13 protein-coding genes are annotated in these 12,906 nt (G+C 69.5%); 2 read left to right on the top strand and 11 right to left on the bottom strand.

What is annotated here, in order from left to right:
- Nucleotides 1–128: 128 nt before the first annotated feature.
- From aspA to AB0N07_RS12880, 4 genes are all read right to left on the bottom strand, one after another.
- The gene (aspA, locus tag AB0N07_RS12895; RefSeq protein ID WP_365834277.1) at nucleotides 129–1,538 is read right to left on the bottom strand and encodes an aspartate ammonia-lyase; all 1,410 of its coding nucleotides are present in this window, start codon (nucleotides 1,536–1,538) and stop codon (nucleotides 129–131) included.
- Nucleotides 1,539–1,924: 386 nt separating this feature from the next.
- Nucleotides 1,925–2,941, bottom strand: a complete 1,017-nt coding sequence (locus tag AB0N07_RS12890) for an asparaginase (protein ID WP_365834276.1) — start codon at nucleotides 2,939–2,941, stop codon at nucleotides 1,925–1,927.
- 42 nt (nucleotides 2,942–2,983) lie between these two features.
- Nucleotides 2,984–4,420, bottom strand: a complete 1,437-nt coding sequence (locus AB0N07_RS12885; protein WP_365834275.1) for an amino acid permease — start codon at nucleotides 4,418–4,420, stop codon at nucleotides 2,984–2,986.
- On the bottom strand, nucleotides 4,417–5,094 hold the full coding sequence (locus tag AB0N07_RS12880) for a FadR/GntR family transcriptional regulator (RefSeq protein WP_365834280.1): 678 nt from the start codon (nucleotides 5,092–5,094) through the stop codon (nucleotides 4,417–4,419). The genes AB0N07_RS12885 and AB0N07_RS12880 overlap by 4 nt, the downstream gene beginning before the upstream one ends.
- A gap of 157 nt (nucleotides 5,095–5,251) precedes the next feature.
- Here AB0N07_RS12880 and AB0N07_RS12875 point away from each other — a divergent pair, with 157 nt between their 5' ends.
- On the top strand, nucleotides 5,252–5,941 hold the full coding sequence (locus AB0N07_RS12875; RefSeq protein WP_365834274.1) for a GAF and ANTAR domain-containing protein: 690 nt from the start codon (nucleotides 5,252–5,254) through the stop codon (nucleotides 5,939–5,941).
- A gap of 134 nt (nucleotides 5,942–6,075) precedes the next feature.
- Here the strand turns inward: AB0N07_RS12875 and AB0N07_RS12870 are convergent, their stop codons facing one another.
- The 6 genes from AB0N07_RS12870 to AB0N07_RS12845 form a co-directional block, all read right to left on the bottom strand.
- The gene (locus AB0N07_RS12870) at nucleotides 6,076–6,732 is read right to left on the bottom strand and encodes an ATP-dependent endonuclease (RefSeq protein ID WP_365834273.1); all 657 of its coding nucleotides are present in this window, start codon (nucleotides 6,730–6,732) and stop codon (nucleotides 6,076–6,078) included.
- 177 nt (nucleotides 6,733–6,909) lie between these two features.
- Nucleotides 6,910–7,746, bottom strand: coding sequence for an undecaprenyl-diphosphate phosphatase (locus AB0N07_RS12865; RefSeq protein ID WP_365834272.1), 837 nt, complete (start codon nucleotides 7,744–7,746; stop codon nucleotides 6,910–6,912).
- A 71-nt stretch (nucleotides 7,747–7,817) separates the two neighbouring features.
- The gene (gene crcB, locus AB0N07_RS12860; protein WP_365834271.1) at nucleotides 7,818–8,192 is read right to left on the bottom strand and encodes a fluoride efflux transporter CrcB; all 375 of its coding nucleotides are present in this window, start codon (nucleotides 8,190–8,192) and stop codon (nucleotides 7,818–7,820) included.
- Nucleotides 8,189–8,572, bottom strand: a complete 384-nt coding sequence (locus tag AB0N07_RS12855; RefSeq protein ID WP_365834270.1) for a DUF190 domain-containing protein — start codon at nucleotides 8,570–8,572, stop codon at nucleotides 8,189–8,191. The genes crcB (AB0N07_RS12860) and AB0N07_RS12855 overlap by 4 nt, the downstream gene beginning before the upstream one ends.
- Nucleotides 8,569–9,030, bottom strand: coding sequence for a fluoride efflux transporter CrcB (crcB, locus tag AB0N07_RS12850; RefSeq protein ID WP_365834269.1), 462 nt, complete (start codon nucleotides 9,028–9,030; stop codon nucleotides 8,569–8,571). The genes AB0N07_RS12855 and crcB (AB0N07_RS12850) overlap by 4 nt, the downstream gene beginning before the upstream one ends.
- 170 nt (nucleotides 9,031–9,200) lie before the next feature.
- Complete coding sequence (locus AB0N07_RS12845) at nucleotides 9,201–10,163, bottom strand: SMP-30/gluconolactonase/LRE family protein (RefSeq protein ID WP_365834268.1); 963 nt, start codon at nucleotides 10,161–10,163, stop codon at nucleotides 9,201–9,203.
- A gap of 154 nt (nucleotides 10,164–10,317) precedes the next feature.
- Here AB0N07_RS12845 and AB0N07_RS12840 point away from each other — a divergent pair, with 154 nt between their 5' ends.
- The gene (locus AB0N07_RS12840; RefSeq protein WP_365834267.1) at nucleotides 10,318–11,160 is read left to right on the top strand and encodes a ribonuclease BN; all 843 of its coding nucleotides are present in this window, start codon (nucleotides 10,318–10,320) and stop codon (nucleotides 11,158–11,160) included.
- A 60-nt stretch (nucleotides 11,161–11,220) separates the two neighbouring features.
- On the opposite strand, the gene AB0N07_RS12835 is transcribed toward AB0N07_RS12840, so the two are convergent.
- Nucleotides 11,221–12,789, bottom strand: a complete 1,569-nt coding sequence (locus AB0N07_RS12835) for a glycosyl hydrolase 53 family protein (RefSeq protein WP_365834266.1) — start codon at nucleotides 12,787–12,789, stop codon at nucleotides 11,221–11,223.
- Nucleotides 12,790–12,906: the final 117 nt, after the last annotated feature.

The following is a 12,906-nucleotide window of genomic DNA, read 5'->3' as shown; positions in this document are numbered from 1 at the left end:
CCCAGGACCAGCCAGAACTACACCATCCACGCCACCGTCACGTTCTTCGAACACGGACTCGCAAACCGCTCACGGACGTAAACGCAACGGTGTTGGCCTCCGGGTCGATTCTGGCGCGCTGCCGTGGCTCAGGCGAGGGCGGGGCCGCTGCCCGCGAGGACCTCGGGCCGCAGCAGGTCGGCGAGCCGTTCGGCGGGCAACAGGCCCTTCTCCAGGACGAGTTCGGCGACGCCCCGGCCGGTGACGAGGGCCTCCTTGGCGATGTCGGTGGCGGCCGTGTACCCGATGTGCGGGTTGAGGGCGGTCACCAGGCCGATGGAGTTCTCCACGCTCGCGCGCAGCGCCTCGGTGTTGGCGGTGATGCCGTCGACGCACCGCTCGGCGAGCGTCAGGCAGGCGCTCTGCAGATGGGTGATGGACTCCGACAGGGAGTGCAGGATGATCGGCTCGAAGGCGTTGAGCTGGAGCTGTCCGGCCTCGGCGGCCATGGTGATGGTGACGTCGTTGCCGATCACCTCGAAGGCGACCTGGTTGACGACCTCGGGGATCACCGGGTTGACCTTGCCGGGCATGATGGACGAACCGGCCTGTACCGGCGGCAGGTTGATCTCACCGAGGCCCGCGCGCGGCCCCGAGGACAGCAGCCGCAGGTCGTTGCAGCTCTTGGAGAGCTTGACGGCGATCCGCTTGAGCACGCCGGACATCTGCACGAACGCGCCGCAGTCCTGGGTGGCTTCGACCAGGTTGGCGGCAGTGACCAGGGGCAGACCGGTGATGTCGGCGAGGTGGCGGCGGGCCGACTCGGCGTATCCGGCGGGGGCGTTGAGTCCGGTGCCGATGGCCGTGGCACCCAGGTTGATCTCGTGGATCAACTGGACGGCCTCGTCAAGACGGTTACGGTCCTCGTCAATCATGACGGCATACGCGGAGAACTCCTGACCGAGCGTCATCGGCACCGCGTCCTGCAACTGTGTACGGCCCATCTTGAGCACGTTGCGGAACTCGACGGCCTTGCGGGCGAAAGCGTCCTGCAGTACGGACATCGTCTTGAGCAGTCCACGTACCGCGAAGACCGTCGCTATCTTGACGGCGGTCGGGTAGACGTCATTGGTCGACTGGCCGAGGTTGACATCCTCATTGGGGTGCAGGTGCCGGTACTGGCCCTTCTCGAAGCCCAGCAGCTCCAGCGCCCGGTTGGCGACGACCTCGTTGGCGTTCATGTTGGTCGAGGTGCCGGCGCCGCCCTGGATGACGTCGACGACGAACTGGTCGTGCAGCTTGCCGTCGCGGATCTCGCGGCAGGCCTCGACGATGGCGGCGGCCTTCTTCGGCTCCAGCAGGCCGAGTTCCTCGTTGGCGAGGGCGGCGGCCTCCTTGACGGCGGCGAGGGCGTCGATCAGGTGCGGGTAGGCGGAGATCGGGGTGCCCGTGATGGGGAAGTTCTCCGTGGCGCGCAGGGTGTGCACACCCCAGTAGGCGTCGGCGGGGACGTCGCGGTCTCCGAGAAGGTCGTGTTCGCTGCGGGTGGCGGCGGTCATGAGGTGCGGATCCTCTTTCTGAGGGTGGTGAGGGTTGGGTGGCAGGCGACGTCGGGGTGGGGTGGATCCGGCTCGGGCGGTACGGGGTGACGCCCGCCCGAGCCGGTCGAGACACCGGCCCGGTGGTGACGGGGCCGGTGGTTCGGGGGCCGGCCGGTGGTGAGCCGACCGCGTGGATCAGGCGGTCCCACGGCCGGATCCGGTGGTCCGCCGGTGGCCACCGCGCACACTCGGTGGCCACCGGAGCCGTCAGGGCCTGTGTCACATCCCCGGTCTGATCAGCACACGGCGGCCGGGTCGCCCACTTGCGCGAAGTCGACAGTGGGGGAGCCACCAGGCGTGTGTCCCGGGCAAGGCGCGCACGGGCGGGGATGTGACACCGGCCCTCAGGCGCAGGCCCGGACGGTGAGGGGCTCCAGCGCGCGGACCGGGCGGATCTGGCCGACCGGTTCGCCTCCGCCGAGGAGGGGTTCGCCCGCGAACCGGGTGAGGAGGGCGGGGTCGACGCCGGCCCTGGCGAGGGCGGCGGCGGTGACGGGGATCCGGGCCCGGTTCGCGCCGTCGGAGATCTTGACGGCGACCGCCCGGCCGTCGGCCAGGGCGGCGACCTCGACGCCCTCGAAACCGTCCTTCGCGAGAAGCCCGGGGACGGCCCGCATCAGGGCGGCGACATCACGGTCGGTACCGGAGGCCATCTCGGCGTGCTCACGCATGGCGTCCGCGACCCGGGCCTCCGGAGTGCCCGGGGCCGCCGTGGTGATGCGGGCCGTGGCCCGGGCGAGGCCGTGCAGGGAGATGGAGAAGAGAGGGGCGCCGCACCCGTCGACGGTGACCCGGGCGATCCGCTGCCCCGTGAGGTCCTCGACGATCTCGGCGATCGCCTGCTGGAGCGGGTGCTGCGGGTCGAGGTAGCCGTCGAGGGACCAGCCGTTGAGCTTGCAGGTGTACAGCATGGCCGCGTGCTTGCCGGAGCAGTTCTGGGCCGGGCGGGAGGGCTCACGGCCCTCGCGTATCCACATGTCGCGGACCGCCGGGTCGTACGGCATGTCCTTGACGTTGCGCAGGTCGTCCTCCGTGACGCCCGCCAGTTCCAGGATTCGCCGGGTTCCGGCGAGGTGGCGTTCCTCGCCGGAGTGGCTGGCTGCGGCGAGCGAGAGCAGTTCCCCCTCCAGCGGCAGACCCGCCCGCACCATGGCGGCGGCCTGGACGGGCTTGAGCGAGGAGCGCGGGTAGAAGGCGGCCTCGATGTCGCCGAGCTGGAACTCGACCTCACCGTCCGCCCCCAGGACGACCACGGAGCCGTAGTGGACGCCCTCGGTCACTCCGCCGCGGACGACGTGCGCGACGGGCGCGTGGAGGGGTTCGCGGATCGCGGGGGCTTCCGCGTGAGAGCTGCTGTACATCACTGCCTGTTCACTTCTGGGTTGTCTGGAGCCGGCGCCGGGTTACGCGTCGGCCTTGGCTGAGGTGCGCTGCAGCCGGCCGCGGATGACGTACCAGCCTGCGACGAGCGCTCCGACGATCAGCGGCAGGCACAGCACGGTGGTGCGGCCGGCGCCTCCGTCGGCGTACATGAGGACCAGGACGGAGGCGAGGAAGGCCAGCGTCACGATTTCGGTCCAGGGGGAGCCCGGCAGTCGGTAGCCGGGGCGGGTCAGCTCGCCCTTCTGGGTCTTCTTCCAGAAGAGGAGGTGACAGATCATGATCATGCCCCAGGTGGAGAGGATGCCGATCGCCGCGAAGTTCAGGACGATCTCGAAGGCGTCCGCCGGGACCACGAAGTTGAGGCCGACGCCCAGCACACAGATACCGCTGGTGAGCAGTATGCCGCCGTACGGGACCTGGCTGCGGCTCATCACCGAGGTGAACTTGGGTGCGGAACCGGACATCGCCATGGAGCGCAGGATGCGGCCGGTGGAGTACAGGCCGGAGTTGAGCGAGGACATGGCCGCGGTGAGGACGACGAGGTTCATCACGCCGCCGGCCGCCGGAATGCCGATGTGGGACAGCACGGTCACGAAGGGGCTCTCGGCGGCGCTGTACTTGTTCCAGGGCAGCAGCATCGAGAGCAGGACGACCGAGCCGACGTAGAAGAGGCCGACTCGCCACATGATCGAGTTGATCGCCTTCGGCATGATCTTCTCGGGGTTCTGGGTCTCACCCGCGGCGACGCCCACCAGCTCGACGGAGGCGTAGGCGAAGACGACGCCCTGGATGATCAGCAGCATGGGCAGCAGGCCGTTGGGGAAGACGCCGCCGTTGTCGGTGATCAGGGACGGCCCGGGGTGGGCGCCGTCGACGGGGTGCTGGGTGACCAGCAGGAAGATGCCGATGCACATGAAGACCACGAGCGCACTGACCTTGACGATGGCGAACCAGAACTCCAGCTCACCGAAGATCTTGACCGAGATCAGGTTGACCGTCAGGACGACGGCCAGGGCGATCAATGCGATCAACCATTGAGGGATGTCGGAGAACATGCCCCAGTAGTGCGTGTAGGTGGCCACCGCGGTGATGTCGGCGATGCCGGTGGTCGCCCAGTTCAGGAAGTACATCCAGCCCGCGGTGTAGGCACCCTTCTCGCCCAGGAACTCCCGGGCGTAGGAGACGAAGGCGCCGGACGAGGGCCGGTACAGGACGAGTTCACCGAGGGCGCGCACCACCAGGAAGGCGAATATGCCGCAGACCGCGTAGGCGATGAACAGGGACGGGCCGGCGTCGGCGAGCCGGCCGCCCGCGCCGAGGAAGAGACCGGTGCCGATCGCACCGCCGATGGCGATCATGTTGACGTGCCGGGACTTCAGCGACTTGCTGTAGCCCTCGTCGCCTGCGTCGACATGTGCGGCCGGTGTGCGCGTCTCTTCTTTGAGGTGCTCGCTCACGCCTCGGGTCCGCCTTCCGTGGGGATGTCCGTGCGCGCGGGGCGCACGATGTCGGTGAGGGTCGTCTCGACGCGGTCGAGGTGGTGCGCCATGGCGTCCACCGCATCGAGTTCGGAACCGTCCATCAGCGCCTCGACGATCGCCCGGTGCTCGCGGTTGGACTGCTCGCGGCGTCCGCCCAACTGGTTGAGGAAGGCCGACTGACGCGCCAGTGCGTCGCGGATCTCCTCGATGACCCGGCGGAAGACCGGGTTCTGGGCGGCCTGGGCGACAGCGAGGTGGAACAGCGTGTCTAGGGCGACCCACGAGGTGGTGTCGGTCTCCCGCTCCATGCGCTCCAGCAGGTGCGCCAGGTGGTCGAGGTCCTCGGGCGTGCGGCGCACCGCCGCGTAGCCCGCCACCGGGATCTCCACGTGGCGGCGCACCTCCAGCAGATCGCTGGCCGCGTAGTCGCCGAAGGTGGGGTCCTCGACGGTGTTGGCCACGACGAAGGTGCCCTTGCCCGTCTTGGAGACGGTCAGACCCATCGTCTGCAGGGCCCTGAGGGCCTCGCGGAGCACGGGCCGGCTGACCTCGAGGGCGCGGCACAGCTCCGCCTCGGAGGGGAGCTTGTCCCCCACGGCGTACTCGCCGTTCTCGATGGCGGAGCGCAGGTGCGCCAGGACCGCTTCCATGGCGCTGATGCGCCGCGGACCCTGACTGGCTGTCTTGCTGTCTGACAGGTTCACGGGAGCGATCCTGCGGGTCACGGGCGGGCACTGTCAAGGGATGCGACAGAGAAGCTGGGTAGACGGCTTCTTGACGAGAACGAGCCGGCACACGGAGGACGGTATGGACTGGGGTCGATTCGCGCAGCAGATGGCGTCGATGGCCCGGGATCTCCTTGCCCAGGATTCGGTCCACGCCACCCTGGAACGGATCACCCACTCGGCGACCGAGCTGGTGGAGGGCTGTGACGCGGCCGGCATTCTGATGCTGCACGGCACAGCGGTGGAGACACTGGCGCCCACGGAGAAGCTGGTCGTCGACAGTGACCAGTTGCAGGAGCGGCTGGGCGAAGGGCCGTGCTTCGATGCCGCCCGCACCGCGGAGGGCGAGCGGGTCTTCCGTATCGCCGACTTCACCCGGGAGCAGCCGCACTGGCCCGACTACGCCCCACAGGCACACGCCCTCGGCGTGGGCAGCATGATGGGATTCCTGCTGTTCACCGAGGACGAAGAGCTCGGTGCGCTGAACCTCTACTCCCGCAAGCCCGGCGTCTTCACCGAGGCCAGCGAGCTGGCCGGCTGGCTGCTGGCCTCCCACGCCGCGGTCGCCTTCTCCAGCGCCCGCACGCAGGCCCAGATGGAACGGGCCGTCTCCACCCGCCACATCATCGGCGAGGCCATGGGCATCCTCATGGGCGCCCACCACCTCACCGAGGAGCAGGCATTCGACACCCTTCGGCGCTTCTCACAGGAGAACAACATCAAACTTCACGAGGTCGCCCGCCGGGTCTGCGAGCAGGGCACCGTGTCCTGACCAGGCGGCGGCTCCCCCGGCTCGCTGTCTGAACCAGAGGAGCCTGGCCGGGTCGGCCCCCCAGGGGAACGCCGCACAACCCGGCTTCACCCCCAAGTCCCCAGCCAGGCGCCACTCACGCATCCGAGCTGTTGTCACACGTACGCAAGGAGCCGGTCCAGCGGCCTCGGGACGCGCGCGAGGTCCAGGTGCTCGACCATCGCCTGCGCGTAGAGCGCCTTGCGGCCGCTGTGGGTGCCCATGAAGCGCCGCAGTTGGTGCTCCACGGGCCGCTCCCGCTGTGCCGGCTGGCCCTGGAAGGTGTGGAAGGGGCGCGTCTCACCCTGGGCCTCGATCACCTGCTGCACACCTTCGGCCCCGAGCGCGCGGATCAGCTCGTCCTCCAGGTCGGCGACGCACAGCTGGAATCCGAGTGCCTCCAGTCCGGCGTATGTGCGAGCGGACCCGAGCCCGACCCGCTCCAGATGTCGCCGGAAGTGCCGCTCCTCGCCGATGTCGCAGAGGCCGGCCAGTGGGAGGCCGAGTCCCGGAGGGCCGCACACATCGAGGAAACGCCCGATGTTCGTCGCACCGCCGAGCGGCACCACCGCAACCCCTTGCGCAGCGAGGTCACGGCCATGCCGCGCGGCCAGCGCTTCGAGCGCGACCTGATCACTGCTTCCCTCGACGAGCACGACCGTCCGCACACCGCCGCCGGCCAGCTGCCGCGCCGTCTCGGCGGCCGCACTCGCCCCCGCTCCCCCGGCCGCCCACGCGACCAGCGCCCGGCGAAATCGCCTCATCTCGTCCACGAGACCTCGCTTCCCCGCGCCATCGTGGCACGGCGGAGATCCCGTACGCACGCGTGTTTTCCGGGGCGGCGCCGCGAGGAATCGGCGGATACGGCGCCTGCTCGGCACCGCCGCGGACAAGAGCTCGTCCGCGGCCATGTCCGGCTCCCCGAGAGGCGCCCGTCTCTGCGACCGCGGTCAGCTGCTGAGGCCACCAGTGCTGAGCAGACCCAGGAGCAGCACGCCGACGACGATCCGGTAGACGACGAAGGCGTTGAAGGAATGCTTCGCCACGAACTTCAGCAGCCAGGCGATGGAGGCGTAGGCGACGACGAAGGAGACGATCGTGCCGACGGCCAGCGGGGCGGCGCCCACCCCCGTGCCCAGGGCGTCCTTGAGCTCGTACAGGCCGGCGCCGGTCAGGGCCGGGATGCCGAGGAAGAACGACAGGCGAGTGGCGGCCACACGGTCCAGGTCCAGGATCAGGGCCGTGGACATGGTGGCGCCGGAGCGGGAGAAGCCGGGGAAGAGCAGGGCGAGGATCTGTGCACTGCCCACCAGCATCGCGTCCTTGAACGTGGTGTCGTCCTCACCGCGTTTGTGCCGGCCCATCTGGTCCGCCGCCCACATCACACCGGACCCGACGATCAGGGAAGCGGCCACCACCCACAGTGAACCGAGCGGCCCCTCGACGAGCTTCTTGGCGGCCAGGCCCACCACGACGATGGGGATCGTGGCGTAGATGACCCACCAGGCGAACTTGTAGTCGTGGTGGTAGCGCTCCTCCTTGTTGCGCAGACCCCGGCCCCAGGCGGAGACGATCCGCACGATGTCCTTGAAGAAGTACAGGAGCACGGCGGCGATCGCGCCGACCTGGATCACGGCCGAGAAGCCGACGACGGCCTTGTCGTCGACCGGGATGCTCATGAGGCCTTCGGTGATCTTCAGATGTCCGGTGGAGGAGACCGGCAGGAACTCGGTCAGCCCTTCCACTACTCCGAGGACGGCGGCCTGACCGACGTTGATGACGCTCATGGGATCCAGTTCTGAGGAGTTGGTCGACAGTGCTGTAGACAGTCTTACTACGCGGGAGTCGGGCCGGTCGCCTACCCCCACAGGGCCTGGGCGATCGACACCCCGGCGAATGCCGCGCCGAGGCCCGCCGCCACACTCCCGACGACGTTGGCGGCAGCGTAGAGCCCCGCCCCGGTCTCGGTCAGCCGCAGGGTCTCGTAGGAGAAGGTCGAGTACGTCGTCAGGGCCCCGCACAGGCCGGTTCCGAGGAGCAGCTGCAGATGCGGTCCGGCGGCCCCCTCGGCCACCGCGCCGGTGAGCAGACCGAGGATCAGGCAGCCGGTGACGTTCACCGCGAAGGTACCCCAGGGGAAGACCGAGTCGTGGCGGGACTGCACCGCGCGGTCGGTGAGGTAGCGCAGCGGGGCACCGACCGTGGCGCCCGCGACGACCAACAGCCAGTTCACAACGATCTCTTACCCTTCTTATCTGTTTTGTCGGAGCTGTTCTCGCGGCCCACGTAGCGGATGACCTCGCAGTCGTCGAGGATGACGAGGCCCTCGCCGACGAGTTCGTCGAGCTGCGGCAGGAACGCGCGGACGCGTTCCTCGGTGTCGACGACGACGATCGCGACGGGCAGGTCCTCGCTGAGCGACAGCAGCCGCGAGGTGTGGATCAGGGACGAGGCGCCGAAACCCTCGATACCGCGGAAGACGCTGGCGCCGGCGAGTCCGGCCGCGTGGGCGCGGTGGACGATCTCCGAGTAGAGGGGCTTGTGGTGCCACCAGGTGTCGTTCTCGCCGATGAAGACGGTCACGCGCAGCGCGCTGCCGGTCAGCCTCGTCATGGCTGCCTCCACTTCAGGACGCGGCGGGCCGCGGTGACCGCGAGCCAGACCGCCGTGAGCGCCGCGAGCAGGGTCGCGGCGAGGTAGGCCAGCCCGGTGCGCGGGTGGCCGGCGTCGACCAGCTTCTGGATGTCGACGGCGTAGGTGGAGAAGGTGGTGAAGCCGCCGAGCACGCCGGTGCCGAAAAAGGGGCGTACGAGGCGGTGGGCGGCCCATACGTCGGTGATGACGACCATGAACACGCCGATCACGGCGCAGCCGACGACGTTGGTCCAGAAGGTCGCCCAGGGGAATCCGCCGGGCGGGGTGGGCCACCACAGGGACAGGGCGTAGCGGGCGGTGGCTCCGAGGGAGCCGCCGAGCGCGACCACCGCGACGACGGGGGCCTGGGTGCGCCAGGCCGGCGGTCGCGGGCTACGGGGACGGGCGCGCACGCTCTCGGCTTCCGGGGCTGTCATGGTCGTACGTCTCCTACTCGCCGGGGCCCTGGGCATGCGGGCGCCGCTCCTTCGCAAGTAGGGACCGTTGGCGGCAGCACTGCCGCGGTTCGGGTACGGCGGGCCCCACCGCCGCGCCGCGAGGGGTGCTCGCGGCCGGGCAACAGGGTAGCGCCCGGCCCAGGCCCGGGTCACTTCGGGACCGGTCGCTCGCACACGGCGATGCCTCGCTCCCAGAGGCTGCCCAGGACCAGCTGCCCGGCGGCCTCGCAGACGCTGGTCACCATGCGGTAGCCGGAGTGCCGGCGGGCGAGGTGGTGGACGATCGTCCCCTGGTCGTCGACCGCGAGGGCGCCGATGGTGCCGGTGGGGCGGTAGGGAGCGCGGACGGCGATGCGGGCGGCGGCGGCGCGGACGGCGGGGGCGGTCCGGTGCAGCACGTCGAGCGGGGGGACGCGGGGGCCGGCCAGGGAGACCCAGACCGGACCGTCCGGGCCGGCCCGCCAGAGGTTGTCGGGCATGCCGGGGAGGTTCTCCACGAAGGGTTCGCCCTGTCCGGTCTTCTCGCCGGTGAGCCAGTAGCGGGTCAGCCTGCGGGCGCCGGTCTCGGCGACGACCAGGAACGATTCATCAGCACTCAGCGCCAGCCCGTTGGCGAACTGGAGCCCCTCCAGCAGTACTTCGGGGCTTTCGCTGCCCGGGGCGAGGCGCAGCAGGCGGCCGGTTCCGGTGTGTTCGACGAGGTCGCCGATCCACTGGTCCAGCGGGTAGCGGCGGCTGGAGACGGTGAAGCAGACACTGCCGTCGGACAGGGCGACCGCATTGCTGCAGAACCGCAGCCTCTCCCCCGCCACCGAGTCGGCGAGGATCCGCACGATGCCCTCACGGAGGTCGACGCGCAGCAGACCGAGTTCGGCGTCGCACACCAACAGGGCGTCGTCCGGGAGAAGTTCGAGGCCGAGCGGCCGGCCGCCGGTTTCGGCGAGCACCTCGACGCGGGGGGCCGAGGGCTCGGTCAGGCCGTCGATGCGCAGGATGCGGCCGTCCTCCACTCCGGTCAGCACCCGGCCGTGGGCGTCGGCGACGACGTCCTCGGGGCCACGGCCGCCGATGGCGACGTACCGGAGCGGGACGAGTTCACTGGGACGGTCCATGAAAACCTCCTTGTCGAGGTCGGGACAGTTCATGCTGGCATGTGTAGGGATGCCCATCGGGTGCCCCGTCACCCGATCAGGTTTACCGGGATGCGTTCCTGGCCACTCAGGACATCACCACCGGTAGCCCGGGCCGGAGGAAGGGGTGGTCCCCATGTCACGGCTGGCCGCCTGGCACCGGCTGGGGCTTGCCGAGCTGCACCGGCGCGGCAATGAACTGGAGTTGATGCACCGGGCGATGGGGTTCGCGACGCTCGCCCTGGTCACCCTGGCGCCGCTGCTCATCGTGGTGGCCGCGGCGGATCCGCTCGGGCACGGCGGCTTCGCGCTGTGGCTGGTGGACGGCATGGCGCTGAACGGCCGGTCCGCCGACGCGCTCGCGCATGTCTTCGGCCCGACCCGCAAGGTGATCAGCACGACCAGCGCGTTGAGCCTGGCGCTGCTCGCGTTCTTCGGCATGTCCTTCGCCTCGAGCGTGCAGAACGGCTATGAGCGGATCTGGAGGACGGCCGCCGCTCCCTGGCACCACCTCTGGCGGCACGCGGTCTGGCTGATCATGCTCATGGCATATCTGTACGCACAGGTGGAGACCCGGACCGTGCTGGAGGGTCCGCCCCGCATCCTGCTCAGCATGGGCGTCGGCGTGCTGTTCTTCTGGTGGGGGCCGCACTTCCTGCTCGGCCGCCGGGTGCCCTGGCGCTATCTGCTGCCCGGTGCGCTCGCCACGATGGCGGGCCTGGTGGGCCTGCGCGGTTTCTCGTATCTGGTCTTCACGCCGCTCCTGGTCACGAACGCGATCAGCTACGGCCCGGTCGGCACGGTCCTGGTGGTGGAGTCCTGGCTGGTCGGGGTGGGGTTCGTCGTCTACGGCGGTGCGCTTCTGGGGCGGCTCATATGCGAGTGGCTCGGACACCTCGACAAGCCGCCGGGGCCGCCCGGCCGGACGGCACGGGCACCGACGGACCGCGGGCAGGGCCCCTCTGCCCTGCGTTCCTAGCCCGGGACCATGGGCGAGGGCCCGGCCGCTCCCCTGCGACCGGGCCCTCTCCACACAGGTTCAGCGGTGGCTGAACCAGCTCGTGGCCGAGGTGGCCTTGTTGTCGTAGTCGAAGAGGGCCTGGTTCTCCCAGCCGTTGCCGGAGGTGGAGTCGGTCGGGTCCCAGCCGTTGCCGGTGACCGCGGTCCAGGTCGCCTCCCAGGAGAAGACGCCGAGGCCCTTGTTGCCGGGAACGGCCTCCACGATGTTCGCGACGGCGTTCATCCAGGCCAGCTGGCCCGCCTGGGTGGCCGCATAGCCGGAGACCAGCTCGCCGGTGGTGTCGATCTGGTTGGTGAGCGAGTCCTTGCTGTCCAGCCGGAACGGGTAGGCCGTCTCGGCGATGAACACCGGCTTGCCGTAGCGGGAGACCACGTCGTCCAGGGTGGTCTGTGCTGCGGCCAGTGAGCCGTGCCAGTAGCCGTAGTACGAGAGGCCGATCACGTCGTAGTCGATGCCGTACGTCTTGGCGTTGTCGAACCACCAGCGGACCGTGGAGTCGTCACAGGCGTTGGCGAGGTGCAGCGCGACCTGGGTGGCGGAGGAGACGGCCTTGACGGCGCTGTAGCCGGAGTTGATCAGGCCGGCGAGCTGCGGCCAGTTGTCCGTGGATCCCTCCGACCACAGCATGCCGGCGTTGATCTCGTTGCCGACCTGGACCATGTCGGCCGTGGTGCCCTGGGCCTTGAGCGCATTGAGCACGTCGTACGTGTGGTTGTACACATCCGTCTTGAGTTGACTGTACGAATGCCCCGACCACGTGGCGGGCTTGCTCTGGGCTCCTGGGTCGGCCCAGGCGTCCGAGTAGTGGAAGTCGACCAGGAGCTTCATCCCGGCCGCCTTGATGCGCTTGGCCATGGCCAGCACGTGCGTCTTGTCGTTGTAGCCGTCGGCGGGGTTGACCCACACCTTCAGACGCGCGTAGTTCATGCCGGCGTTCTTGAGGATGGTGACCGCGTCGCCGGTGGTGCCGGAGCTGGTCCTGTAGACGCCGCCGAGGGCCTCGCTCTTGGCCAGTGAGGAGATGTCGGCACCCTTGATCGACAGGCCCGTCGAGCCGGATGCGAAGGTCAGGTCGTCAACATTGATCCAGTTGCCCGCGTTCGCGTCACTGTTGATGCTGATCGTGCACTGGTTGCCGGTCACATTGATCGACGTGACGATGCGGACCCAGCTGCTGGTGGACACCGGCAGATCGGTGCGCTGGTCCGCGCTGCCGCAGTTCTTAAGGGCTATGTAGGCGGAGTTCTGCCCGCCGCTGGAGCGGACCCAGGCGGTGAGGGTGTAGCTGCCGTTGGTCAGCCCCGACAGGTACTGGTACGTCTCGACCTTGTAGGCGGAGGCGGAGTAGTGGGACAGCCGGTAGCTGCCGCTGTGGCCACCGGACTCGGTGTACGAGGCGGCGTTCTGGCCGGCTGCCGAGTATGTCGACCAGCCGGCCGGCGTGGCGGTTCCGGTGCCGTCGGACTCGAAGCCGCCGTTGGTCAGGGTGCCGGCGGCCTGCGCGCTGGGTGCGGGCAGGGCGACCAGGGCGAGCCCGGCCACCAGTGGCAGCAGCAGGGCCCTGAGGGTACGTCTGGGATGGAACATCGTCGTCCGTCGTCCCTTCGACGAATGGGGATGGGGAGATCCCTGAGGATGGGGTGTCCCTCCGGTGGGTGCGGAGGGGGGAACCCCTCCGCCCGCGGCTCTCGTGGCACACACGGG

Origin of the sequence: Streptomyces sp. NPDC051172 (genome assembly GCF_040682555.1) — a bacterium.
Lineage (GTDB): Bacteria > Actinomycetota > Actinomycetes > Streptomycetales > Streptomycetaceae > Streptomyces.
This window is presented reverse-complemented; position numbering and strand designations above follow the sequence as displayed.